Annotated in this window: 20 protein-coding genes; 9 read left to right on the forward strand and 11 right to left on the reverse strand. The window is 66.5% G+C overall.

Features of this window, described 5'->3' with window-relative positions:
* Positions 1-183: 183 nt before the first annotated feature.
* Together GCT19_RS11630 and GCT19_RS11635 are read right to left on the reverse strand one after the other, a co-directional pair.
* Positions 184-1,839 (reverse strand): NAD(P)H-hydrate dehydratase, encoded by a 1,656-nt coding sequence (locus GCT19_RS11630; protein ID WP_152852008.1) that lies wholly within the window; start codon positions 1,837-1,839, stop codon positions 184-186.
* 178 nt (positions 1,840-2,017) lie between these two features.
* Complete coding sequence (locus GCT19_RS11635) at positions 2,018-3,313, reverse strand: FAD-dependent oxidoreductase (protein WP_152852009.1); 1,296 nt, start codon at positions 3,311-3,313, stop codon at positions 2,018-2,020.
* 313 nt (positions 3,314-3,626) lie between these two features.
* Between GCT19_RS11635 and purL the strand changes: the two genes are divergently transcribed.
* Positions 3,627-7,709 (forward strand): phosphoribosylformylglycinamidine synthase, encoded by a 4,083-nt coding sequence (gene purL / locus GCT19_RS11640; RefSeq protein ID WP_152852010.1) that lies wholly within the window; start codon positions 3,627-3,629, stop codon positions 7,707-7,709.
* 173 nt (positions 7,710-7,882) lie between these two features.
* Here purL and GCT19_RS11645 read toward each other — a convergent pair whose 3' ends face one another.
* The 5 genes from GCT19_RS11645 to GCT19_RS11665 form a co-directional block, all read right to left on the reverse strand.
* Positions 7,883-8,662 carry a peptidylprolyl isomerase gene (locus GCT19_RS11645; protein WP_018432009.1) on the reverse strand — a complete coding sequence of 260 codons (780 nt, stop codon included), beginning with the start codon at positions 8,660-8,662 and terminating at the stop codon, positions 7,883-7,885.
* 10 nt (positions 8,663-8,672) lie between these two features.
* The gene (locus tag GCT19_RS11650) at positions 8,673-8,984 is read right to left on the reverse strand and encodes a BolA family protein (protein ID WP_013089413.1); all 312 of its coding nucleotides are present in this window, start codon (positions 8,982-8,984) and stop codon (positions 8,673-8,675) included.
* Position 8,985: 1 nt separating this feature from the next.
* Positions 8,986-9,516 (reverse strand): septation protein A, encoded by a 531-nt coding sequence (locus tag GCT19_RS11655; protein WP_013089414.1) that lies wholly within the window; start codon positions 9,514-9,516, stop codon positions 8,986-8,988.
* A gap of 176 nt (positions 9,517-9,692) precedes the next feature.
* The gene (gene msrB / locus GCT19_RS11660; protein WP_013089415.1) at positions 9,693-10,115 is read right to left on the reverse strand and encodes a peptide-methionine (R)-S-oxide reductase MsrB; all 423 of its coding nucleotides are present in this window, start codon (positions 10,113-10,115) and stop codon (positions 9,693-9,695) included.
* Positions 10,116-10,190: 75 nt separating this feature from the next.
* Entirely contained in the window at positions 10,191-11,747 is a 1,557-nt protein-coding gene (locus GCT19_RS11665; RefSeq protein WP_152852011.1) for a protein adenylyltransferase SelO, read from the reverse strand.
* Positions 11,748-11,956: 209 nt separating this feature from the next.
* Here GCT19_RS11665 and GCT19_RS11670 point away from each other — a divergent pair, with 209 nt between their 5' ends.
* From GCT19_RS11670 to GCT19_RS11680, 3 genes are all read left to right on the forward strand, one after another.
* Positions 11,957-13,645, forward strand: coding sequence for a 3-(methylthio)propionyl-CoA ligase (locus GCT19_RS11670; RefSeq protein WP_152852012.1), 1,689 nt, complete (start codon positions 11,957-11,959; stop codon positions 13,643-13,645).
* Between the two features lie 154 nt (positions 13,646-13,799).
* Positions 13,800-15,890 carry a 3-hydroxyacyl-CoA dehydrogenase NAD-binding domain-containing protein gene (locus GCT19_RS11675; protein ID WP_152852013.1) on the forward strand — a complete coding sequence of 697 codons (2,091 nt, stop codon included), beginning with the start codon at positions 13,800-13,802 and terminating at the stop codon, positions 15,888-15,890.
* A 146-nt stretch (positions 15,891-16,036) separates the two neighbouring features.
* Positions 16,037-17,215 (forward strand): acetyl-CoA C-acyltransferase, encoded by a 1,179-nt coding sequence (locus tag GCT19_RS11680; protein ID WP_152852014.1) that lies wholly within the window; start codon positions 16,037-16,039, stop codon positions 17,213-17,215.
* Between the two features lie 97 nt (positions 17,216-17,312).
* Here the strand turns inward: GCT19_RS11680 and GCT19_RS11685 are convergent, their stop codons facing one another.
* Positions 17,313-17,819 carry an LEA type 2 family protein gene (locus GCT19_RS11685; protein ID WP_018432003.1) on the reverse strand — a complete coding sequence of 169 codons (507 nt, stop codon included), beginning with the start codon at positions 17,817-17,819 and terminating at the stop codon, positions 17,313-17,315.
* Between the two features lie 83 nt (positions 17,820-17,902).
* Positions 17,903-18,280: a hypothetical protein gene (locus GCT19_RS11690; RefSeq protein WP_152852015.1), complete on the reverse strand. Its 378-nt coding sequence runs from the start codon at positions 18,278-18,280 to the stop codon at positions 17,903-17,905.
* Positions 18,281-18,458: 178 nt separating this feature from the next.
* On the opposite strand from GCT19_RS11690, the gene GCT19_RS11695 reads away from it, so the two are divergent.
* The 5 genes from GCT19_RS11695 to GCT19_RS11715 all read left to right on the forward strand — a co-directional run bounded on the left by GCT19_RS11695 (position 18,459) and on the right by GCT19_RS11715 (position 23,604).
* Positions 18,459-19,970: an aminotransferase-like domain-containing protein gene (locus GCT19_RS11695; protein WP_152852016.1), complete on the forward strand. Its 1,512-nt coding sequence runs from the start codon at positions 18,459-18,461 to the stop codon at positions 19,968-19,970.
* A 101-nt stretch (positions 19,971-20,071) separates the two neighbouring features.
* A complete protein-coding gene (locus tag GCT19_RS11700; RefSeq protein WP_152852017.1) occupies positions 20,072-20,557 on the forward strand; it encodes a PaaI family thioesterase in 486 nt (161 codons plus the stop codon).
* A gap of 76 nt (positions 20,558-20,633) precedes the next feature.
* The gene (locus GCT19_RS11705; protein ID WP_152852018.1) at positions 20,634-21,632 is read left to right on the forward strand and encodes an NADP-dependent oxidoreductase; all 999 of its coding nucleotides are present in this window, start codon (positions 20,634-20,636) and stop codon (positions 21,630-21,632) included.
* Positions 21,633-21,684: 52 nt separating this feature from the next.
* Complete coding sequence (locus tag GCT19_RS11710) at positions 21,685-22,566, forward strand: SDR family oxidoreductase (RefSeq protein ID WP_152852019.1); 882 nt, start codon at positions 21,685-21,687, stop codon at positions 22,564-22,566.
* Positions 22,567-22,644: 78 nt separating this feature from the next.
* Positions 22,645-23,604 (forward strand): alpha/beta hydrolase, encoded by a 960-nt coding sequence (locus GCT19_RS11715; RefSeq protein ID WP_152852020.1) that lies wholly within the window; start codon positions 22,645-22,647, stop codon positions 23,602-23,604.
* 65 nt (positions 23,605-23,669) lie between these two features.
* On the opposite strand, the gene GCT19_RS11720 is transcribed toward GCT19_RS11715, so the two are convergent.
* Together GCT19_RS11720 and ygfZ are read right to left on the reverse strand one after the other, a co-directional pair.
* A complete protein-coding gene (locus tag GCT19_RS11720) occupies positions 23,670-24,536 on the reverse strand; it encodes an NRDE family protein (RefSeq protein WP_018431996.1) in 867 nt (288 codons plus the stop codon).
* A 144-nt stretch (positions 24,537-24,680) separates the two neighbouring features.
* Positions 24,681-25,748, reverse strand: a complete 1,068-nt coding sequence (gene ygfZ, locus GCT19_RS11725) for a CAF17-like 4Fe-4S cluster assembly/insertion protein YgfZ (protein WP_152852021.1) — start codon at positions 25,746-25,748, stop codon at positions 24,681-24,683.
* Between the last annotated feature and the right edge of the window lie 53 nt (positions 25,749-25,801).

A 25,801-nucleotide genomic window follows, 5' to 3' on the forward strand; every position in this document is an offset into this window, starting at 1 on the left:
GCGGCGCAGGCGCCTGCTGGAGTATCGCCGCGACCCGCGATCGATCCGACGCGCGGCGCAGGCACCCAGTATAGCGGGGATGCGTGGCGGGCAGCAGTGCGTTGCGCTCGCTCGCAATAGCGGGATGGCGATGTTTCACCGGTGTGAACGGGCGCGGCGAACAAGCCGCGCACGACACGTCCGTCACGCAGGCGTCGCCGGGTAGAACATCCGGTTCAACAAGGTACGCACCATCGGTGCCAGCTCGCCGGCCGTCAAACCCGCGGGGCCTTGGCCCTGCGCGGTCAGCGTATCGGCGGCGAGGCCGTGCAGATAGACGCCCGCGAGCGCCGCCTCGAAGCGTGGCAGGTGCTGCGCGAGCAGCGCGCCGATGATGCCGCCGAGCACGTCGCCGGTGCCGCCCGTCGCGAGCGCGGCGTTGCCGGTTGGGTTCAGCGCGAGGCGGCCGTCGGGCGCGGCGATGATCGTGCCGACGCCCTTCAGCACGACGACGCTCGCGAACCGAGCCGCGAGCGCGCGGGCGGCCGCGAGACGGTCGCGCTGCACGCTCGCCGCAGCGCTGCCGAGCAGGCGCGCGGCTTCGAGCGGATGCGGCGTCAGGATGCAGGGATCGCCTTGCACGCCGCGCGCGGTGACTTCGGCGGCGAGCGCGGGATCTTTGGCGATCAGATTCAGCGCGTCGGCATCGAACAGCTTCGGCACGTCGAGGGGCAGCACGTCATGCAGTACGCGCGTCGCGCGTTCGCCGTGCCCCATGCCGCAGCCGACCGCGAGTGCGTCCATCGAATCGAGCGGCAGCGTGTCGATCGGATGCAGCATCAGTTCCGGGTGCGGCGGATCGTAGGGCGGGGCGCCTTCGCCGAGCAGCGCGACGTGGACCTTGCCCGCGCCGCTGAAGAGCGCCGCGCGCGCCGCGAGAATCGGCGCGCCGCACATGCCGGTGTCGCCACCGACCACCGCGAGGCTGCCGAAGGTGCCCTTGTTGGTCGCGAAGTCGCGCGGGGGCATGAAGGGGCCGAACAGGTCAGGGGCGCTGAGCTGGAGCGCGGCGCGAGGGGCGGCTGTGGTAGCGTCCTGGCCAGCGCCGCCGCCGTTGATCCCTGCAGTGAGCCCGATCGGTGCGACCGTCACCCGCCCGCAGAGGTCGCGGCCCTGCGCGGTGAAAAGCCCTGGCTTCGCGCCGATGAAAGTGATCGTGTGGGTCGCATGGACCGCCGCCGCGCCATTGCCGCCGATCACCGCGCCGGTGTCACTGTCGAGCCCGCTGGGCACATCGAGCGCGAGCACGGCGCCCTGTGTCGGGCGCGTCTTCGTGCGCTGCGACAACTGCCGCGCGAGCGTCGCGAACACGCCGTCGAGCGGCCGCGCGAGACCGATGCCGAACATGCCGTCGACGAGCCAGCCATAGCCGTCGAGCGAGGCGGGCGGCGCCGCGTCGATCGACACGCCGGCGGCGCGTGCGGCGTCGAGCGCCCAGCGCGCGTCGGCGGGCTTCACTTCAACCGGCATGCAGACTTCGACGGCGATGCCGGCCTTGTGCAATTCCGTTGCGACGACCAGCGCGTCGCCGCCATTGTTGCCGGGGCCGGCGACCAGCCAGGCCCGCTGCTGCGCTTTCGTCACCGAGGTGTCCGCGGCGATTCGTTCGAGCAGCCAGCGCGCGGCGGCGTGACCGGCGCGCGCCATCAGCGTGTGCTCGGGCAGCGCAGCGGCGGCCTGGGATTCGGCGATTCGCAAGTCGGTCAGCGTCAGCAGCGGCAGCGCAAGCGGCTGCGGGTCGCTGAGCGGGACGGTTAGCGGATCGAAAACGGTGAGCAGCGAGTTTTCGGCGTCTGTCATGGCGAAGCCTGGCGGTGCGCCCGCGGCGCGGCGGGCAGACTAGGGAATCGCTATGGTAGTGCCGATAGCCGAGCGGCGTGCGGCTGTTTCGGTGCAGGCGGTGGGACTGGCACGATGAACGCGGGTTATCGGCAGCGGGCTGTCAGCCCGCCATACCCGCCCGGAAGAGCGCGAAACCTTACCGGAACCGCTCCGGCCGCAACGCCGCGAGCGTGTCTTCCGGCAACGTCGGTGTCAGCCCCGACATCAGCTCCGCAACGAGCTTGCCCGCGCCGCTGGCGAGGCCCCAGCCGGCCGGGCCGTGCCCGATGTTGACGAAGAGGCGCGGATGCAGCGCGTTGCCGATCACCGGCAAGCCGTCCGGCGACAGCAGTTTCACGCCTTCCCACGGCAGCGCCGCCGAAATGCGCGCGGCGCCCGGAATCCAGTCGTGCGTCGCCTGGCCGAGCATCGCGAGCGCCTCCTTGGTCAGTGCTTCGCCGAGCGGCTTGTCGATCTGGCTGGCGCTTTGCAGCACCGCGCCGCCCGCGATCCGCAGCCGATGGTTCATGCGGCTGATGCCGATACGCTTGACCGCATCGACGATCGCGACATGCGGCGCACATTCCTCGTGCGCGATCGGCGCGACCAGCGAATGCAGCCGCAGCGGATGCAGCGGCAGCTTGAGCCCCGCGCGTTCGAGCAGCGCGAGGCTGCCATAACCGGCCGCGACCACGACCGCGTCGGCTTGGACCACGTCGATTTCGCGCGAGCGGGGCGCGCCGTCGCGCGGCGCCAGTTCGACCGCCGCGCGCTGATTTTCGAGCCGGATGCCGGTCACCTCGCAATTAGGCATGAACTGCACGCCGCCCTGAGTGTCGAGCACCTGTTTGACGAGCTTGGTGAAAAGCGGACAGTTCGCGGTGCGCTCGTGCTCGAACAGCACGCCGCCGGCGAATTCAGGATCGGTGGGCACCGCATGCTCGAACGCCGCGCATTCGGCCGGGCTCATTACATGATGCGGCACCTCGAACTGGCCCAGCAGATCGAGCGCAGCCGCGCTCAACTCCCATTCGTGCGCGCTGCGCACGAGGTACAAGAGACCGCTCGCCTGTTCGAATTCGAGGCCGAAGCGGGCTTCGACGTCGGCCATCGCCTCGCGCGACGATTCGATCAGCGGCCGCAGCAGCGCGTACTGGCGCGCAAACGCTGCGGGTTCCTGCCATGCTGCGAGCTGCTTGATGAACTGCCGCGCGGCGCCGTTGAAGCCGGTCTTGCTGATCACGCCATTTTTCGCGTTGTAGCGGCTCGCCATGAAGGTCGGCCCGAACCAGACGTCGAGCGGCGTCGGCAGCACGGTGCCGCCTTGTCCATACGTGGCGCCTTGCGCGACGGTTGCGTGACGCTCGACGACGCATACCCGGTGGCCGGCCGCGCGCAGCTGATAAGCGGTGGCGACGCCCGCTACCCCGCCGCCAATGACGATGACATCCATGCTCTGATTCGATGTGCCGACGGGCGGCTCGCGCGCGTTCCCGTTGGCTGTGACATGCGGCGCAGCGCCGGATAAAGGCCGGGTTGCGTGCGCCGATCTGGTGAAACGCGAATGATAGCAGTCAAAACACCCGCGCGGCGACGCGACGGGCACTCCAGCGACGCCTCGCGCGGGCAGACGCAGCCCGCCGACGCCGCACCCCGCAGCCCGCTGGAAGCCCGTTCCCGGGGTATAATCTCGGACTTCCTTTCCGCCTCACGTCGCCTGCATGCGCGGCTCTCCGGCATCAATGAGCGACGCAACGTCAAGTCCCATGGCCCACTTCTCGTGTTTCCCCGGCGCTTCGGCCCTTTCCGATTTCCGTCAAACCCGCCTGCTCGACACGCTCACGCGCATCGATCCGAATATCACCGGCGTGCGCGGGCAGTATCTGCACTTCGTCAATGCACAGACTGAACTGTCCGCTGAAGACAGCGCGAAGATCGAGGCGCTGATGCACTACGGCGATCCGTTCGAAGAAGGCAAGGAACGTGGCGCGATCGAGACCTTCCTCGTGGTGCCGCGCTTCGGCACCGTGTCGCCGTGGGCCAGCAAGGCAACCGACATCGCGCATCATTGCGGTCTCACGCAGGTGCGCCGCATCGAGCGCGGCGTTGAATACTCGGTGACGCTGAAAAGCGGCCTCCTCGGCGGCAAGAAGACGCTGTCCGACGAAGCGCGCGCGGCCGTCGCCGCCGCGCTGCACGACCGCATGACCGAGAGCGTCGCGCCGTCGCGCGACCATGCGCTGCATCTGTTCGACGAGCTGCCGGCCAAGCCGCTGCAAACCGTCGACGTGCTCGCGAGCGGCCGCGCCGCGCTCGAAACCGCCAATGTGGAACTGGGCCTCGCACTCGCCGACGACGAAATCGACTACCTGGTCGACGCATTCACGAAACTCGAGCGCAATCCGACCGACGTCGAGCTGATGATGTTCGCGCAGGCCAACAGCGAGCACTGCCGCCACAAGATCTTCAACGCGGACTGGACGATCGACGGCGAGAAGCAGGACATGTCGCTGTTCAACATGATCCGCAACACCGAAAAGCTGAACCCGCAGGGCACGATCGTCGCGTATTCGGATAACTCGGCGATCATGGTCGGCGGCATGGCCGAGCGCTGGTTCCCGCGCACCCCGGCCGAACTCGGCGCAAGCGAATTGCCGGAGCACTACGGCCGCAGCGTCGAGCTCACGCACACGCTGATGAAGGTCGAAACGCACAACCACCCGACCGCGATCTCGCCGTTCCCGGGCGCCGCGACCGGCGCGGGCGGCGAAATCCGCGACGAAGGCGCGACCGGCCGCGGCGCGCGTCCGAAGGCGGGTCTCACGGGCTTCACGGTATCGAACCTCGAACTGCCGGACGGCGTCGAGGCGTGGGAAAACGCGCGCGACTCCGCACAGCCGCTCGCGCAGCGCAATCCCGCCGACCAGCACGAAGCGTACGGCCGCCCGGACCGCATCGCGTCGCCGTTGCAGATCATGATCGACGGCCCGCTCGGCGGCGCCGCGTTCAACAACGAATTCGGCCGGCCGAACCTCGGCGGCTACTTCCGCACCTACGAGCAGAACGTCGCGGGCCTCGTGCGCGGCTATCACAAGCCGATCATGATCGCGGGCGGCATCGGCAATATCTCCGACCAGCACACGCACAAGCACGATCTGCCGGAAGGCTCGCTGCTGATCCAGATCGGCGGTCCGGGTATGCGCATCGGCATGGGCGGCGGCGCCGCGAGCTCGATGGCGACCGGCACCAACACCGCTGAACTCGACTTCGACTCGGTGCAGCGCGGCAACCCGGAAATCGAGCGTCGCGCGCAGGAAGTGATCAACGCGTGCTGGCAGCTCGGCGACAAGAACCCGATCCTCAGCATTCACGACGTCGGCGCGGGCGGTCTGTCGAACGCGTTCCCCGAAGTGGTCGACGGTGCGGGCAAGGGGGCACTGTTCGAACTGCGCAAGATCCAGCTCGAAGAAAGCGGCCTGTCGCCGCGCGAAATCTGGTCGAACGAAGCGCAGGAGCGCTATGTGCTCGCGATCGCGCCGGCCGATCTGCCGGTGTTCGAGGCGATGTGCCAGCGCGAGCGCTGCCCGTTCGCGGTGATCGGCACGGCCACCGCCGAGCGTCAGCTGAAGCTGATCGATGCCGAGTTGCAGGAAGGCGCGCATCAGCCGGTTGATATGCCGATGGAAGTGCTGCTCGGCAAGCCGCCGCGCATGCACCGCGACGTGAAGCGCGTCGAGCGCACGCTCGAACCGGTCGACGTGACCGGCCTCGCGCTGCAAGACGTCGCGCAGAGCGTGCTGCGTCATCCGACGGTCGCGAGCAAGTCGTTCCTGATCACGATCGGCGACCGCTCGGTCGGCGGCACGACCGCGCGCGACCAGATGGTCGGTCCGTGGCAGGTGCCGGTGGCCGACGTCGCGATCACGACGATGGACTACGCAGGCTTTAACGGCGAAGCGATGACGATGTCCGAGCGCACGCCGCTCGCCGTCATCAATGCGCCGGCCTCGGGCCGCATGGCGGTCGGCGAGGCGATTACCAACATCGCGGCGGCGCCGATCGCATCGCTCGACAAGCTGAAGCTGTCGGCCAACTGGATGGCCGCGTGCGGTGCGCCGGGCGAAGACGCGGCGCTTTACGACACCGTGAAGGCAATCGGCATGGAACTGTGCCCGGCGCTCGGTATCGGCATTCCGGTAGGCAAGGATTCGCTGTCGATGCGCACGCGCTGGGAAGAGAGCGGCGTCGCGAAGGAAGTGGTCGCGCCGGTGTCGCTGATCATCTCCGCATTCGCGCCGGTCGAAGACGTTCGCAAGCATCTGACGCCGCAACTGCAGCGCGCGAGCGAAGTCGGCGAATCGGTGCTGATCGCGATCGACCTCGGTCGCGGCAAGCAGCGTCTGGGCGGCAGCATCCTTGCGCAGGTCACGCAGCAGGTCGGCGACACGGTGCCGGACGTCGACGACCCGGAAGATCTGAAGCGCTTCTTCAACGCGATCCAGGCGCTCAACAGCGACGGCAAGCTGCTCGCCTACCACGACCGCTCGGACGGCGGCCTGTGGGCGACGGTGTGCGAAATGGCGTTCGCGGGTCATACGGGTGTGTCGCTGAACGTCGACATGCTGGTGCTCGACGCCAACCACGAATCCGATTACGGCGACGCGAAGGACTGGGCGAAGCAGACCAGCGGCCGCCGCGAAGACCGCACGCTGCGCGCGCTGTTCAACGAAGAGCTCGGTGCCGTGGTGCAGGTGCGCGCGGCCGATCGCGACGCGGTGCTCGCCGCGCTGCGCGAACATGGTCTGTCGGCGTGCTCGCACGTGATCGGCAAGACCAACGAGCGTGATGTCATCGAGATCTATCGCGACGCGAAGAAGGTCTACGAAGCGCCGCGTGCGGAGCTGCATCGCACGTGGAGCGAAGTGAGCTGGCGTATCGCGCGTCTGCGCGACAACCCCGCCTGTGCCGACGCCGAACACGACGCGCTGCTCGACGCGGCCGACCCGGGCATCACGCCGGTGCTGAGCTTCGATCCGGCCGAAGACGTCGCCGCGCCGTTCGTCGGCAAGGGCGCGCGTCCGCGCGTCGCGATCCTGCGCGAGCAGGGCGTGAACTCGCATCTGGAGACAGCCTATGCATTCGATCGCGCCGGCTTCGACGCGCACGACGTGCACATGAGCGACCTGCTGGCGGGTCGCGCGAACCTCGCCGATTTCGCGGGCGCGGTTGCGTGCGGCGGCTTCTCGTACGGCGATACGCTGGGTGCTGGTGAAGGCTGGGCGAAGACGATTCGCTTCAACGCGCAACTGGCCGACATGTTCGCCGCGTTCTTCGGTCGCGACGACACGTTCGCGCTCGGCATCTGCAACGGCTGCCAGATGATGAGCAGCCTCGCGTCGATGATCCCCGGCGCCGAAGCATGGCCGAAGTTCACGCGCAACAAGTCGGAGAAATTCGAGGCGCGCTTCTCGCTCGTCGAGGTGCAGGCCTCACCGTCGATCTTCTTCGCCGGCATGGAAGGCTCGCGCATTCCGGTCGCCGTCGCGCACGGCGAAGGCTTTGCGGACTTCTCGCAGCAAGGTGACAAGTCGAAGGTCGCGGTCGCGATGCGCTACGTCGATCACCGCGGTCAGGCGACCGAGCAGTATCCGTTCAACCCGAACGGTTCGCCCGAGGGCATCACGTCGGTCACGACGGCCGACGGCCGCTTCACGGTGCTGATGCCGCACACGGAGCGCGTGCATCGCGCGGTGCAGATGAGCTGGCATCCGCAGGGTTGGGGCGAGATCGGCACGGACGCGAGCCCGTGGATGCGCGTGTTCCAGAACGCGCGCCGTTGGCTCGGTTGATGAGTCAGAAGGCCGCCGCCGGTGTGCGGCGGCCACTGCTTGCAGCGGCAGTACGTCGCCGCTCCGCGAAGCTCGCAGCAACAAAAAAGCCGCCTGTTGGGCGGCTTTTTTTGCGTTCAGGCTTCTTTAGAGCCAGGCGGCGGACTGTCCGACGACGATCCGCCCGCTGATGCTTACTGAATCTTCGCGTTCTTGCGCAGATTCTCTTCGAACGCCTGCAGCTTTTCCTGCTGGATCTGCTGCACGATCTGCGCACGCACCTGCTCGAGCGGCGGCGGCGTGACGGCGCGGATGTCGTCGACACGGATGATGTGCCAGCCGAATTGCGTACGCACCGGCGTGTCGGTCATCTGGCCTTTCTGCAGATGAGCGGCCGCGTCCGCGAACTCAGGCACGTAGGCCTTCGGGTCCGACCAGTCGAGGTCGCCGCCGTTCTTGCCCGATCCCGGGTCCTTCGAGTACTGCCTGGCCAGATCTTCGAAGCTTGCGCCGGCCTTGATCTTCGCGATCAGGTCCTTCGCCTGCTGCTCGTTGTCGACGAGGATATGGTGCAGGTGAAATTCCTTGCCGCCCGCATCCTTGACGAGCGCGTTGTAGCGCGCGGTGACTTCGGCGTCGGTCGGCTGGTTGTTCTTCACGAAGTCTTCGATCAGCGCGCGCAGCACGACGGTTTGCTGCGCGACCGCGATTTGCGCCTTGATGTCCGGACGGTTCGGCAGCCCGCGACGCAGGGCTTCCTGCATCAGGATTTCGCGATTCACGAGCTCTTCGCGCACGGCCTGCTGCAACTGCGGCGTGTCTTGCTGGCCCTGATGAACCAGTTGCTGGATCAACGCATCGGCGCGCGACTTAGGAATCGGCGTACCGTTCACGACGGCGATGTTCTGTGCGAATGCAGGTGCGGCCGCGAACGCAGCCAGCAATACCCAGAGGCGGGTTTTCTTCAAGGTCATCGAAAGGTTCCTAGCGGGGCAACAAAGCAAATTCTTCGGGCGTGTACGCCGTGATGGCAAGGGCATGAATGCCGCGCTGCATGGCATCGGCCAGCGCATCATACACCATGCGATGCCGCGCCACGCGGGGCTTGCCGGCAAACGCGACAGCCACGATCGTGACACTGAAATGACCGCCGGCGGCGGCCCCTGCGTGGCCCGCGTGCTGCGCGCTGTCGTCGGTGATGCGGATCGATTCGACGGGCGCGAGCGCGGCTGCGAGGCGCGCTTCGATCAGCGCGGCGCGCTCGGCGGTGGTGGCGTGCATGAACAGGTCGCTCATGTCATTCCTCCTTCATGTACTTCGACAGCCACAGGCTCTGTCCGACGATGAACACGAGCAGGCACCCGGTCGCGCCGAACAGCTTGAAATTGACCCACTGATCGGTCGTGTAGTGATACGCGACGAACAGGTTCAGAAGACCGAGCAGCACGAAAAACACCGCCCAGATCAGGTTCAGCTTGCCCCAGATCGCGTGCGGCAGCGTGATCTGCTTGCCCATCATCGCTTCGATGAGGTTCTTGTTGAAACCGAGCTGCGACACGATCAGCCCGACGGAAAACGCCCAGTACAGCACAGTCGGCTTCCATTTGATGAAGGTGTCGTTGTGCAGTACGAGCGTCGCACCGCCGAATACCACGACGACGCCGAGGCTCACCCACAGCATCGGGTCGACCTTGCGGTGGCGGAACGCCACCCACGCGATCTGCACCAGCGTGGCGACGATCGCCACTGCCGTCGCCGTGAAAATGCCCCAGATCTTGAAGGCGACGAAGAACAGGATGATCGGGAACAGATCGAACAGGAATTTCATTATCTGGTCGGGAAGTCGGAGAGTGAGTCGAACGGTGCGTCGAAGATTGAAGCGCGCCTGCCTGGCGTGCCTGGTGCGCGGTGCCCGCTGCCGAGCGGGAGTGCCGCATTGAAAGGGCGCCGCGCGCGGTTTCGCGCCCCGGCGCCCGAAGCGGGCAAGGCTGCTGCCGCGCCGCGTTACTTGGGCTCGAATTGTAACGCAGCCGAATTGATGCAGTAACGCAGACCTGTCGGCGCCGGACCGTCCTCGAACACGTGGCCCAGATGCGCGCCGCAGTTCTTGCACTGCACCTCGATGCGCAGCATGCCGTGCGAGCGGTCGGTCTTCTCGGCGATCACCTCGCCGTTGATCGGCCGGAAATAGCTCGGCCAGCCGCAGCCGGCGTCGAACTTGGTGTCCGATTCGAACAGCGGCGTGCCGCAGCACACGCAGTCGTAGACGCCGCGTTCCCAGTGATCGTTGTAGCGCCCCGTGAACGGGCGCTCGGTGGCCGCGTGGCGGGTCACCTGGTATTCGATGTCGGACAGCTCCTTGCGCCACTCGGCGTCGCTTTTCTGTACGGCTGGGGCGTCATGCTTGAGATCGTCGGGGTTGCTCATGGTCGGATTCCTGTCTCGGGTTTGTAGCGGTGTTGTCTGGCGGGACGGCCGTGGCGATTCAACTGCGCCGGCGCGTCATGACGAACAGCTCACTTCCAGCGAGCTCGCCCAGTCGGGCGGCAGGCCCGCATACGACGCGTATTCGGGCTGCTCGTCGAACGGGCGACGCAGCACGGCTGCAAGCCGTTCCACCTCGGAGAAATCCTTCTCCCTCGCACGCTGGATCGCCGTTTCCGCCAGATGGTTGCGAAGTACGAATTTGGGGTTCACACGATTCATTGCAATGGCGCGCGCAGCGTCGTCGCGTGACTCAACGGCCAGCCGCGCGCGATAGTCGTTCGCCCATGCGTCGAAGGCGGCGCGATCGAGGAACAGGTCGCGTACCGGCGCATCGCCGCTCGCATCGTGTTTCGACAGGCGCGCGAGGTTGCGGAACGTCAGCGTGAAATCGGCGCGGTTCGCGTGCATCGCTTCGAACAGCCGGTTGACGAGCGCGTCGTCGCCGTCGCGCGTCTGTTCCAGCCCGAGCTTTGCGCGCATGCGGTTTTCGAGCGCCGGCGCGAAGCGCTCCTTGAAGCCGGCGAGCACGTGCTGCGCATCTTCGACCGCCTTGTCGGCGCGCACGCTTTCGTCGTGCTTCTCGCCCAACAACGGCAGCAGTCCTTGCGCGAGGCAAAAGAGGTTCCAGTACGCGATTTGCGGCTGCAGCCGGTACGCGTAGCGGCCCTGGGTATCGGAATGATTGCAGATGTGGCCGGCATCGAAGCCATCCATGAAACCGAACGGGCCGTAGTCGATCGTCAGGCCCAGGATCGACATGTTGTCGGTATTCATCACGCCGTGACAGAAACCGACCGCCTGCCAGTCGACCATCAGATCGGCGGTAGAGCGGACCGCTTCTGCGAGCAGCGCCAGATACGGATCATCGGCCTCCTTGCAGTGCGGATAGAAGCGCTCGATTACATGATCGGCCAGCGCGCGCAACGCGTCGACGCGATCGTTCGCATAGAAGTGCTCGAAGTGACCGAAGCGCACGAAGCTAGGCGCGACGCGCGTGACCACCGCGGCGGTTTCGATCGTCTCGCGCCGCACCGGCTGGTCGGAGCCGATCACGCACAACGCGCGCGTGGTCGGAATGCCGAGATGATGCATCGCCTCCGAGCACAGATATTCGCGGATCGACGAGCGCAGCACCGCGCGGCCGTCGCCCATGCGCGAATAGGGTGTGCGGCCCGCGCCTTTGAGCTGCAGCTCGTTGCGCTCGCCGTCGTGTTCGAGCTCGCCCAGCGTGAGCGCGCGGCCGTCGCCGAGCTGGCCGGCCCACACGCCGAACTGATGCCCCGAGTACACCGACGCATAAGGCAGTGCGTCGGCCGGCCAGTCGCGCGTCGCATTGCCGCAGAACAGCTCGAGGAAGCCCGGATCGCGCTCGATGCCCTCGGGCATCCCGAGCCGTGCGGCGGTCTCGGCCGAGAAGCCGACGAGGTAGGGTGCGTCGAGCGGCGCGGCGGGCAGCCGTGTGAAGAAGGTGCCGCCGAGCCGCGCGAACGCGTTGGCTGGGGGAGTGGCGAGTGTGTTGGAAAGATCCGTCAAAGCTGCGGATAACCCTGCAATGCTTGGGGAAAACGACATGTTGAGCGCCTCTGGATTAGCCGATATTGTAAGTCCGCGCCCGCGGCGCTGCTGGGCGGCCGCCTTCATCGTTCGGACCATGCTGCGTACGACGCCGCCACGATCTTCCGCCTCGCGCTGTTCGGCGCGTGATCCGTTTCACGACCACGTGTTCACCAAACCCGACTGCAACCCATCGACACACTAACAAGCCGAGGAGACCCCGCCTTATGACGACGCCGCTGCTGGGCCAGATGATGGACGTGCCGCTCACCGTATCATCGTTGCTCGCGCATGCCGCGCGGCATTTCGGCAGCACCGAGATCGTGTCGCGGCGCATCGAAGGCGACCTGCATCGCTACACGTACCGCGATTGCGAGAAACGCGCAAAGCAACTCGCGCAGGCGCTCATCGCGCTCGGCGTCGAACCGGGCGACCGGGTCGCGACGCTCGCGTGGAACGGCTACCGGCATCTCGAAGCGTATTACGGCACCACCGGCTTCGGCGCCGTGTGTCACACGATCAACCCGCGCCTTTTCCCCGACCAGATCGCCTACATCATCAATCACGCCGACGACGCCTACGTGCTGTTCGACACGACGTTCGCGGCGCTGGTCGACACGCTCGCGCCGCAGTGCCCTCACGTGCGCGGCTGGATCGCACTGTGCGATGAAGCGCATCGGCCGCCGATGCAAACGTCGGTGCTGTGCTACGAAACGCTGATGGACGGGCAGGACGGCGGCTTCGACTGGCCCGCGCTCGACGAGCAGCAGGCATCGTACCTCTGCTACACGTCGGGCACGACCGGCAATCCGAAAGGCGCGCTGTATACGCATCGCTCGACGGTGCTGCACGCGTTCGGCGCGGCGTTGCCCGACTCGATGAGCCTGTCCGCGAGCGACTCGGTGCTGCCGATCGTGCCGATGTTCCATGTCAACGCGTGGGGCCTCGCGCATGCGGGGCCGCTGACCGGCGCGAAGCTCGTGTTCCCCGGCAAGGATCTCGACGGCAAGTCGCTTTACGAGCTGATGGAGAGCGAACGCGTCACGTGTTCGGCCGGCGTGCCGACCGTGTGGCTCGGTCTGCTGAACTACCTGCGCGAAACGGGCGGGAAGTTTTCATCATTGCAGCGCACGGTGATCGGCGGCTCCGCCTGTCCGCCCGCGATGCTGCGGATACTCGAGGACGACTACGGCGTGCAGGTGATCCATGCATGGGGCATGACGGAGATGTCGCCGCTCGGGACGTTGTCGAAGCTGAACTGGGAGCAGAGCCAGCGGCCGCTCGCCGAGCAGCGCAAGCTGCTCGAAAAGCAGGGGCATGTGATCTATGGCGTCGACATGAAGATCGTCGGCGAGGATGGCCGCGAGCTGCCGTGGGACGGCGTCGCATTCGGCGATCTGCATGTGCGCGGACCGTGGGTCATCGACCGGTATTTCCGCAAGGAAGAGTCACCGCTCATCGACGGCTGGTTCCCGACCGGCGACGTCGCGACGATCGACCCCGACAGCTTCCTGCACATCACCGACCGCTCGAAGGACGTGATCAAGTCGGGCGGCGAATGGATCAGTTCGATCGACGTCGAGAACGTCGCGGTCGCGCATCCGGCGGTCGCGGAAGCCGCGTGCATCGCGTGCGCGCACCCGAAGTGGACCGAGCGGCCGCTGCTCGTCGTCGTCAAACGCGCGGGGTTCGACGTTACACGCGAAGAACTGCTGGCGTTCTACGACGGCAAGGTCGCGAAGTGGTGGATTCCCGACGATGTCGTGTTCGTCGACGAACTGCCGCACACGGCGACCGGCAAGCTACAGAAGCTGAAGCTGCGCGACCTGTTCCGCGACCACGTGCTGCCGTCCGCTCTCGAAGACGGCCGCAACTGTGCGCTGACCCCTGGGGCCCAGGGGAAACCCGTTCGATAATAAATTGAACGTTCGTTCTTTTTCAGTGTATTCTGCGTGCTGACACCGGAACCGTCGCTTGAAATAGTCTGACAATGAGCAGGCTCGAGGAACCGGACAGGCGGCGCATCATGCGCCGCCTCTATGAATGCATGGATCGCACGGAGGCACGCAGATGGCAGTGGACTACACAACTCATGGCGGCGTGGCCGTTCTCACGCTGAACAATCCGCCCGTCAATGGGCTCGGTCTGTCGACGCGGGTGGGGATCGTCGAAGGGCTCGATCGCGCGCAGAACGATCCGGCCATCGAGGCCATCGTGCTGACGGGCGCGGGCAAGGCCTTCTCGGGCGGCGCCGACATCACCGAATTCAATACGCCGAAGGCGACCCAGGAACCGACGCTCGCGACCGTCATTAAGGCCGTCGAAGGCAGCGCGAAGCCGATCGTCGCGGCGATTCACAGCGTTGCGATGGGTGGCGGCCTCGAGCTTGCGCTGGGCGCGCATTACCGCGTCGCCGCGGCTGGCGCGCAGATCGCGCTGCCCGAAGTGAAGCTCGGCATCCTGCCGGGCGCGGGCGGCACGCAGCGTCTGCCGCGCGCCATCGGTCTCGAAGCGTCGCTGAACATGATCGTGTCGGGCGCGCCGGTGCTGTCGGAACAGCTTGCCGATTCGGGGCTGTTCGACGAAGTCGTCGCGAATCCCGCCGAGCTGGCCGAAGCCGCGCTCGCGTTTGCGCGCAAGGTCGGCGCGCAAGCAGGCCCGCATCCGAAGGTGCGCGACCGCAAGATCGAACATCCGAACGCGGCCGGTTTCATCCAGTTCGCGCGCAATAGTGTCGCGGCCATCGCGAAGAACTTCCCGGCGCCGCATAAATGCATCGACGCGGTCGAGGCCGGTGTGAAGGACGGCTTCGACAAGGGCCTCGCATTCGAGCGCGAATGCTTCATCGCACTCGTGCAGACGCCGGAGAGCCACGCGCTGCGTCACGCGTTCTTCGGCGAGCGCGCCGCGAGCAAGATACCCGACGTGCCGTCCGATACACCCGTGCGTGACATCAATCAGGTGGCCGTGATCGGCGCGGGCACGATGGGCGGCGGCATCGCGATGAACTTCCTCAACGCGGGCATCCCGGTCACGCTGCTCGAAACGAAGCAGGAAGCGCTCGACCGCGGTGTCGCGACGATCCGCAAGAACTACGAGGCCACCGTCAAGAAGGGCAAGCTGAAGCCCGAGGTGATGGAGCAGCGTCTCGCGCTGCTGAGCCCGACGCTGTCCTACGACGACCTGAAGCACGCCGACATGATCATCGAAGCCGTGTTCGAAGAACTCGGTGTGAAGGAGCAGGTGTTCGGCCGGCTCGATGAAGTCGCGAAGCCTGGCGCGATCCTCGCGTCGAACACGTCGACGCTCGACGTCGACAGGATCGCCGCGTTCACGAAGCGTCCGCAGGATGTGGTCGGCATGCACTTCTTCAGCCCGGCCAACGTGATGAAGCTGCTCGAAGTCGTGCGTGGCAAGGAGACCGCGAAAGACGTGCTTGCCACCGTGATGAAGCTTGCGAAGAAGATCAAAAAGACCGCGGTGGTGTCGGGCGTGTGCGACGGCTTTATCGGCAACCGGATGATCGAGCAGTACCTGCGCCAGGCGCTCTTCATGCTCGAAGAGGGCGCATTGCCCGCACAGGTCGACAAGGCCATCGAGAAATTCGGTTTCGCGATGGGTCCGTTCCGCATGAGCGACCTCGCCGGCAACGACATCGGCTGGGCGATCCGCAAGCGCCGCTACGTCGAGCATCCCGACATGCACTACTCGAAGATCGCCGACCGTCTATGCGAGATGGGCCGCTTCGGCCAGAAGACCGGCGGCGGCTGGTACGACTACAAGGCCGGCGATCGCACCGCGTATCCGTCCGGCGCGGTCAACGAAATGATCGTCGAGTACTCGAAGGAAACCCACTCCGAGCGCCGCAAGATCAGCGACGACGAAATCATCGAGCGTCTCGTGTTCGCGCTCGTCAACGAAGGCGCGAAGATTCTCGAGGAAGGCATCGCGTCGAAGGCCTCGGATATCGACATGGTCTATCTGACCGGCTACGGCTTCCCGCTCTATCGCGGCGGCCCGATGCTGTACGCGGACACGGTCGGGCTCTACAACGTCGAGCGAGCGATTCGCCGCTATGCCGCGCGGCCGAACGGCGACGCGTGGACGCTCGCGCCAAGCATCGCGAAGCTGGCGGCCGAAGGTCGCGGCTTCAACGGCTGAGCACGGCTGACTTCAGCACACGAATTGAGCGCTGCGGATTACTCCCGCAGCGCTCGCATCAAACGACAGAGGCGGCGCGGTGATGCGCTTTTGAACGCACGGCAGTGAGCCGGCGCGCCACTTCGACATTGCAATTGGAGACACCCATGACTGACGCCGTAATCGTATCCACCGCCCGCACGGGCCTCGCCAAATCGTGGCGCGGCGGTTTCAACATGACGCACGGCGCGACGCTCGGCGGCCACGTGACGCAGGCCGCGGTCGAGCGCGCGAAGCTCGATCCGGCCCGCGTCGAGGACGTGATCATGGGTTGCGCGAATCCGGAAGGCGCGACGGGCGGCAATATCGCGCGTCAGATCGCGTTGCGCGCGGGCCTGCCGGTCAGCGTGCCGGGCATGACCGTGAACCGTTTCTGCTCGTCGGGATTGCAGACGATCGCGCTCGCGTCGCAACGCGTGATCGCCGGTGAGGGCGATGTATACGTCGCGGGCGGCGTCGAGTCGATCTCGTGCGTGCAGAACGAGATGAACCAACACATGATGACCGACGGCTGGCTCACCGAGCACAAGCCGGAGATCTACTGGTCGATGCTGCAAACCGCCGAGACCGTCGCGAAGCGCTACGCGATCTCGAAGGAGCGTCAGGACGAATACGGCGTGCGCTCGCAGCAGCGCGCGGCGGCCGCGCTCGAAGCCGGCAGGTTCAACGACGAGATCGTGCCGCTGACGGTGCTCGCCGGCGTCGCCGACAAGGCGAGCGGCCGTCTCTACACGAAGGAAGTGACCGTCAGCGGCGACGAAGGCATTCGCGCCGACACGACACTCGAAGGCGTGTCGAAGATTCGCACCGCGCTGCCGGGCGGCGTGATCACCGCGGGCAATGCGAGCCAGTTCTCGGACGGCGCATCGGCTTGCGTCGTGATGAACGCGACGCTGGCCGAACGCGAAGGGCTGCAACCGCTCGGCATTTTCCGCGGTTTCGCGGTGGCCGGCTGCGAGCCCGACGAAATGGGCATCGGCCCGGTGTTCGCGGTGCCGAAGCTGTTGCAAAAGGCTGGCCTCAAGGTCGAGGACGTCGGTCTGTGGGAGCTGAACGAAGCGTTCGCGGTGCAGGTCCTCTATTGCGCGGACAAGCTCGGCATTCCGCACGACCGGCTGAACGTCAACGGCGGCGCGATCGCGGTGGGCCATCCGTATGGCGTGTCGGGTGCGCGGCTCGTCGGGCATGCGCTGATCGAAGGCAAGCGGCGCGGCGTGAAGTTCGTCGTCGTGACGATGTGCATCGGCGGCGGGCAGGGCGCGGCGGGGCTGTTCGAGATCGCGTAAGTCGGGCGGGAACGCGCCTCAGGAAGACGGGCGCCGTGGGTTCGGCGAGTGGCAATGTCGGACCGCGGCGCCTTGTTTTTATCCGCCGTCTTCCCGTCTACTGCGACGCCATGCCCGGCAGCGTCAACATGCCCTGATCGGTAAAGCGTGTCGTGCCGGTCAGGCCGCCCGCGAGCTTGCCTTGCAGCCGGTACGGGACCTGCCCGGACTGCGCGATGCCCGCAAGCCCGAGCGCCTGGCGCACCGCGGCGAACGCGGGCACGGTCAGCGGCACGCTGACGACGGTTTCGCCGAAGCGCGGCACGGTGCCGCTCTGATCGCTGACACCGCTCGCGAACGGCTTGCCGTTCAGTTCGAGATCGACCGCGACGCCGTTGAAACTCACTACTGAATCGTTCGGATTCTGCACACGCAGCTTCAGATTGAAGCGCATCTCGAGGCCTTCACCCGGCAGCGGTTCGATACCGGCGACGTTGACGCGCAACGCATCGGCGCCGAGCAGCCCGGCGCATGCGCCAAGCGTCAGCGTAACGGCGCAGATGAGATGGAAATAGCGTACGAAGGTGGCGAGACGGCCGAGAAGCCGCGTGCGTGGAAAGGACATGACCGGCACCTCGAAGCAGGAAGCGGGTGGTCACGCATTCTAACTGGCGGCGAGGCGTCGATTCTCGTGATCGAGTCTGCGTATCAGGTAGTACGCCGGCATGATCTCGCGACGACACCAGCGAGTCGCCGGACGGCTCGACGGACGAGTTCGCGAAGGTCCGCCGCATCGTCGGGCGAAGCTTGTACGATCAGCTCCGCGGCACCCGCGCGCGACGCGCGGATCGACATGACGCCGCGTTGGCCGGTAATGAAATGCTCACCTTCGCGCACGATGATCGACGTGCACGGTACGGCGCTGCCGAGCCACGCGAGCGCGTGATCGCGAAATTCGAGTTCCAGATCGCCTTCAACGGCCACGATCGTGGCCCCGGCGCGCAGATCGAGCATGGCGGCCTGGGCGCGTGCAAGGCGTAATGCAGCAGGACGAGACGGAATCACAGCGCAGGTCGGGAGAGGCATCGCGCTTTCCTTAGAATCGTTTTCATGCGGTACAGCTTATTGAGTCCACCGCCTTCAGAACAGCAACAACCATGGACAATCCGAACCGATACAGCGAAGGATTTCGGCCTGCTGTATCGGTCCGAATCGTGCGGTTGTGTATCTGTTGCTCCGCGTGGACTATCCGCACCATCAGCGTATGAGCAAACTGACCTTCGAGCGGCGCGACGCGTTCGCGGACCCTTCAGCGGACCGCCAGCCTCTTTATCGGCGACTGGCGGATCAATATCGCCGCGCGATCGGCAACGGCGTGCTGCGCCCCGGCGACCGCATGCCGTCGATGCGTGCGTTCATGCAGCGGCACGGCGTGAGCCTCGCGACCGCGACCGAGAGCTACCGTTTGCTCGAGCGCGACGCGTTGATCGATGCGCGGCCGCGCTCAGGCTATTTCGTGCGCGTGCCCGCCACGGTGCTGCCCAATGCCTCTGAACCGGATCTGGCGATGCCGCCGGGCGAGGCGCAGTTCGTCGGCATCCATGCGACGATTTCGGCGATCGTGTCGAAGTACCAGCGCTATCCGCAGGCGCTCAATCTCGGCGGCGCAACCGCGGCGCCCGATCTCTATCCGACCGATGCACTGCAGCAGGCCGCCATGCGCGCGTTGCGCCGCGAGCCCACGCTGCTGACCTCGGCTGGCCCCGACTTCGGCGATCCGGCTTTGCGCGCGATCATCGCGCGGCGTGCGCTCGAAGGCGGCATCGAGATCGGCGCGGACGAGGTCATCATGACGCACGGCGGCATCGAAGCCGTGAACCTCGCGTTGCGTGCGGTGACGCAGCCCGGGGACACCGTCGCGGTCGAATCGCCGTGTTTTTTCGGCCTGCTGCAGGTGCTGGAGAGCCTCGGACTGCGCGCGCTCGAAATTCCGGCGAGCCCAAGCACGGGCCTTGCCGTCGAAGCGCTGAACTTCGCTTTGCAAAATCATCGCGATATCAAGGCCGTCGTCGTGGTGCCGAACCTGCAGAATCCGCTCGGCAGCGTGATGCCTGACTCGAACAAGGCCAGTGTCGTCGAGCTGTGCGCGCGTGCCGGCGTCGCGCTGATCGAGGACGACCCGTATCGCGATCTCGTCGATGGAGAACCGTCTCCCCGCTCACTGAAGGCTTGGGACACCGACGGCACTGTGATCCATTGCACGTCGTTCAACAAGACGCTCGCGCCTGGCATGCGGGTGGGCTGGATCAATGGCGGGCGCTGGCACCCACGCGTGGGCATGCTGAAGTTCGCGCAGTCGCGACACAACGATCAGCTTGCGCAGGTCGTGCTCGCCGGGTTTTTGGGGACGGGCGCCTACGCGCGGCATTTGCGGCGCTTACGCGAGAGCCTGCGGCTTCAGCGCGAGCGCATGGCGGCGGGGATCGCGACGGCGTTTCCTGAGGGCACGCGCTTCACCTCGCCGCGCGGCGGCATGTTCTTTTGGGTCGAGTTGCCGCATCGGTTGTCGTCGGCCGCTTTTTTCGAGGCGGCGTTGGATGTTGGCATCCGCATCATGCCTGGGACGGTGTTTTCTAACACCGGGCGCTTCGATCGTTTCGTCCGCCTGAGTTGCCCGAGCGCGCACCTCGACCTGGTCGATGAAGCGGTGCGCAGATTGGGGCGGTTGGCGACGCGAATGATCGAGCGGAATGAGGCGGATGGATCAAAGCGATAGCCGGTAGAATTTCTCATTTAGCGCACACGCGTGCCCCTTGCGGAGTGCCGGGATGCGGCGATTCGATTTCCGAGCTTGCCGACCGAACTCCAGACACCGCCATGACCGACCCAATCACTTCCGCCACAACAGGCAACCCATCGTTGCCGGAAAGCCCCTTCATCGACCGTCTCGGCGCGCAGCTGCTGCGCGCCGCCGATGGCGTCAGCGAAGTCGTGCTGCCGTTGCAGCCCGATCATATGAACACCTGGGACGTCGCGCACGGCGGCGTCACGATGACGCTCGCCGACGTCGCGCTCGCGATGGCCGCGCGCAGTCTCGCGGGCGACGGCGTCGGCGTCGTCACCGTCGAGATGAAGGTCAACTTCATGCAGCCGGGGCGCGGCGAGTTGCGCGCGACCGGCCGCGTGCTGCATCGCTCGACCACGATGGCCTATTGCGAAGGCGAGATCCGCGACAGCGAAGGTCACTTCGTCGCCAAAGCGCTCGGCACCTTCAAGTACATGCGGCGCCTCGCGGTCGGCCGCGACGTCAGGCGTCAGCGTCTGCGCAGCGACCCGGCGGCGAAGCCCGGTCCGAGCGACTAAGCCCTCATCGCAGTCAACTTCAGACCTGGGTTCGACGAATGCAGGTCAATCCCCAACAACCCAAGGAGACGACTTCATGGCCCAGATCAACCGCCAGGTGCTGCTGGTTTCGCGCCCGCAAGGCGAAGCCACGCCCGATAACTTCAAGCTCGTCGAAACGCCGCTGGCGCCGCTCGCCGACGGCGAAGTACGCGTGCGCAACCACTATCTGTCGCTCGATCCGTACATGCGCGGACGCATGAACGACAGCAAGTCATATGCGCCGCCGCAGCCGCTGAACGAAGTGATGATCGGCGGCACGGTCGGCGAGGTCGTCGAAACGAGGAATCCGAAGTTCGCGGTGGGCGACAAGGTCGTCGCGATGTTCGGCTGGCAGGAGTACGGCACCTCGAACGGCGTGGGCATGCAGAAGGTCGACGACACGCACGTGCCGCTGTCCGCGTATCTCGGCCCGGTCGGCATGCCGGGCGTCACCGCGTGGTACGGACTGAACCGCATCATCGCGCCGAAGGCGGGGGAGACGGTGGTCGTCAGTGCGGCGAGCGGCGCGGTGGGCAGCGTGGTCGGCCAGCTCGCGAAGGCGGCCGGCGCGCGCGCGGTCGGCATCGCGGGCGGCGCGGACAAGTGCCGCTATGTGGTCGATACGCTCGGCTTCGACGCCTGCGTCGACTACAAGGCCGGCAACCTGTACCAGGACCTGAAGGCCGTGACGCCCGACGGTGTCGACGGCTGCTTCGAGAACGTCGGCGGCGAGGGGCTCGACGCGACGCTCGCGCGCATGAATGCGTTCGGGCGCATCGCGTTGTGCGGCTTCATCGCCGGATACGACGGCCAGCCGCTGCCGTTGAAGAATCCATCGATGATGCTGACGCAGCGGCTGCTCGTGCAGGGCTTCATCGTCAGCGAACATATGGACGTCTGGCCCGAGGCGCTCAAGCAGCTCGGCACGCTCGTCGCGCAGAACAAGCTGCACTATCGCGAGACGATCGCGCAAGGGCTCGAGGCCGCGCCCGAGGCGTTCATCGGTTTGCTGAAGGGCCGCAACTTCGGCAAGCAACTGGTCAAGCTGATCTGAGCGCGACGTCATCATGCAACGGCCAGCTGCCACTCAATCACGGAGTCACAGGATGTTCGAATTCGCAGGCAAGGTGGCGGTGATCACCGGCGCGGGCAGCGGCTTCGGCCGCGCGTTCGCGCACAAGGGCGCGGCGCTCGGCATGAAGCTCGTGCTCGCCGACGTCAACGCCGAACAGCTCACGCAGACCGTCGACGCATTGCGCGAAGCCGGCGCCGAAGCGATCGGCATGCCGACCGACGTATCGAGCGCCGCGCAGGTCGAGGCGCTCGCGCAGGCGGCGCTCGCCGCATTCGGCAAGGTCCATCTGTTGTTCAACAACGCTGGCGTCGGCACCGGCGGCTTCCTGTGGGAAAGCTCGGCGAACGACTGGTCGTGGGTGTTCGGCGTCAACGTGATGGGCGTCGCGCACGGCGTGCGCGTGTTCGCGCCGATCATGCTCGCGCAGAACGAGCCCGCGCATATCGTCAATACGGCGTCGGTCGCGGGGCTGCTGGCGCCGCCGGCGATGGGCATCTACAACGCGTCCAAGCATGCGGTGGTGGCGCTGACCGAGACGCTATATCACGACCTGAAGCTCGCGCAGGCCGGCACCGGCGGCGAGGTCGGCTGTTCGCTGCTGTGTCCTGCCTTCGTGCCGACCGGCATCGCCGACGCCGAGCGCGCGCGTCCCGACGAACTGCGCAACGCGAGCCGGCCGACGCGCTCGCAGATCGCTGCGGCCAAGCAGTTGCAGCGCGCGGTGCAGTCCGGCAAGCTCAATGCCGACGATGTCGCCGACATCGCGTTCGAGGCGATCGCCGCGCGGCGTTTCTATATCATCACGCATCCGGGCATCATGGCGACCGTCAAGCTGCGTCACGAGGATATCGAGCAGTTGCGCGAGCCGTCCGATCCGATGTCGCTGAAGCCCGAAGTGAAGAACGCGGAGTAGCGGCCGGCTGCGTAGCCGGTGCGCCGGCTCCTGACAACAATTGGCGTCCTGCGCTGTGCGCATCACGTTGCTGAAACCATGCCGCTGAATCCAACGATCGAGCAGGTGCTCGACATGATCGCGCGGGCCAAACGCCCGCAGTATCACCAGATGAGCGCGCAAGCGGCGCGCGCGTCGTACGAGAAAAGTGCGCCGATCCTCGAGATCCCGAGCGCGCCGATGTTCTCCGTCGAAGACCTGCGGGTACCGACGCGCGACGGCGCGACGATCCGCGCGCGCCTCTATTTCCCGGTCGAGCCGAACTGGGCCGAGCCGCTGCCGGCGTTCGTGTACTACCACGGCGGCGGCTTCACGGTCGGCAGCGTCGACACGCACGATGCGCTGTGCCGGATGTTCGCGCGCGACGGCCAGTGCGCGGTGCTGTCGGTCGATTACCGGCTCGCGCCCGAGCACAAGTTTCCGACCGCGGTCGATGATGCCTTCGATGCCCTTAGCTGGCTGCACGCGCACGCAGCCGAATTCGGCATCGACGACACCCGGCTCGCGCTCGGCGGCGATAGCGCGGGCGGCACGCTCGCGACGGTCTGCGCGGTGCTCGCGCGCGACGCCGGCATTTCGCTCGCGCTGCAGTTGCTGATCTATCCGGGCACCACCGGCCATCAGCAGACCGACTCGCATTCGCGCCTCGCCGACGGCTTCCTGCTGTCGGGCGACACGATCCAGTGGTTCTTCGAACACTACCTGCGCGATAGCGGCGATCGCGACGACTGGCGTTTCGCGCCGCTCGACGGCGAGCGCGGCGCGCCGGATTTTCGTGGCGTCGCGCCCGCGTGGATCGCGACCGCCGAATACGATCCGCTCAGCGACGAGGGCCATGCGTATGCGGAAAAACTACGCGCGCTCGGCAATCCGGTCACGCTCAAGCGCTACGCCGGCATGATCCACGAGTTCTTCAAGATGGGCGGCTTCGTGCCCGAAGTCGGACAGGCGCATGCGGATGCCGCGGCGGCATTGCGCGCGGCATTCGGCATCGGGTGAGGGTGGTTGTCGCGAAGCGATGAGCGGCCGGCGGCGAATGCGCCGGCCAGGCGGTGATCAAACGGTCAAGCCACGCTCATCCGGTCACGCTCGACATTGAACGCGAAGCTGCGCTCGAAATCGCCGGGCCGCACGATGCGGTGCGAGCCGTTGTCGTCGCTGCGCTCGGCGACCGCGACACCGATCACCTCGCCATAGGCGGCGACGCGCAGCGCGGTGGTGCTGCGCGTGCCGTATTCCGGCGATTCGATGAACGCCGCCGACAGCACGCGCTCGCGTTCGAGCGGAATCCCGGTCGACGGCAATTCGTCGTCGCGCGCGAGCCGCGGATCGCGCATCAGATCGATCAGGCGTTCGAGCGGCGGCATCGCATCGCGCGCGAGCAACGTGGCGAGCTCGCCGCGCTTTCTGACCAGCTTCGGCCACGCGGTGTCGAGCACCGCATTCGAGATGCCGTGCGTGCCCGGCGCGAGCAGCGCGGGGCCACTGCTTGCGTCGACGGCGCCGCGATTGCAGTACCACGCGAGCTCACGGCGCGTCCAGTCGCCGACCAGCAGGTTGAAGCCGTTGTAGATGTCGCCGCTTTGCGCGACGTGCTGCAGATAGGCGAGCGGCGTCTCGTGCGGATGGCCGTCGGGGTCGCGCGCGGCGCTCGTGAGCCAGTTGCTGACCAGCGTGCCACGGGTCGGCGCATCGGCGCGCATTTCGCCCGGCGCGCGGTAATTGGTCAGCGCGGCGAAGCGGCCGTCGCGCGATAGCCCGAGCCACGTGCCGCCGCCCACGAGGTCGCGGCCCGCCAGCACGTCCGGCGCGTCGCGCCACCAGCCGATCGGCTCGGCCGTGCGGCGGAAGAACTCGTCGCGATTCGCGGCGAGCGTGAACAGCGGACCATCGACCGCATCAGGTCGCCAGTCGAATACGATCAGGCACATCGGGGAGCATCTCCCGTACAGAGCATGGGGCGGCCGCCTGACGCCGCAAAGGCTGGCGGCAAAGAAAGCGACAAAAATCGGACGAGAATAAAGCAGCCAATAAAAAACGGCGCCCGATTGCGCCGCTTTTTACCTGTCCAACGATCAGACCTCGGCTGGCAGCCCGTAGGGCAGCGTCAGGAAGCGCAGCGCGGGGCCGTCGGCCGCGCCGACATGCACGCTGCCGCTGTCGAGCGCCGTGAGCTTGATCTCGACCAGCAGATCGACGCCGCCGCCTTGTGCCGATGCCGCGTTGACGATCATCCCGCACGGCTGGCCGGGATCGTCCGAGTGGAACAGTTCGCCGCCGGGGCGCACCGTGTCCAGCTCGCCGGCGACGTTGGCGAGCGACGTGCGCCGCTTGATCGTGCCGCGGTACTGGCTGCGCGCGACCACTTCCTGACCCGGATAGCAGCCCTTGCGGAAGTTGACCGCGCCGAGCACGTCGAAGTTGACCATTTGCGGCACGAACTGCTCGACGACCGGCTGCGTGATGCGCGGCTCGCCCGCGCGGATGTCGAGCCAGTCCCACACGGCCGGCGACACGCGCTTCAACCTGCCGTCGAGCGACGGCAGCAGCGCTTCGACCTGCGCCTTCGGGCCGATCCACAGATAGCGCAGCCGCTCCAACGCGTCCGGCACGCGGATCAGCGTGCCCGCGGTGCCGTCGACCTGCACGTGCACACCGTCGGGCAGCGCGTCGAATACACCGGACAGCGCGCCGCGCACGTCGCCCGCGAGGCCGACCACCGCGAGCTCGCCGCTCGCGTCCACGAGCTTGGCTTTTGCGCGCAGCACGAACATCGACAGGCGCTTTTGCACCGCGGCCTGCACATCTTTCGATACCAGCAGGCGGATCGTGTCGCCGCTGCGCCAGCTGAGGAACGACGCGAGCAGTCGGCCCTTGGCCGAGCAGTAGCCGGCGAGGCGCGCGTTCGCGGCGTCGAGATGCTGGACGTCGTTGGTCAACTGGGCGTGCAGGAAGCTTGCCGCGTCGTCGCCGGTCGTGTCGATCACGCCGAACTGCGACAGCGGCATATAGGCGCCATGTTCGAGCACGGCGGCGAATTCTTCGGCCGACGGGCGCGGCAAGATGGGCAGGGCGGCGGGCGCCGCCGCGGTGGGAGCGAGACCGGAAGCGTTACCTGGGGTGTTCACGAGCGGTGTGTTCATGGATTCCGGGAACAGTCAATTCTGACTTTGGCTAAGGCAAACAGTTATTATAT

Origin of the sequence: Paraburkholderia atlantica (genome assembly GCF_009362785.1) — a bacterium.
Taxonomy (GTDB): domain Bacteria; phylum Pseudomonadota; class Gammaproteobacteria; order Burkholderiales; family Burkholderiaceae; genus Paraburkholderia; species Paraburkholderia atlantica.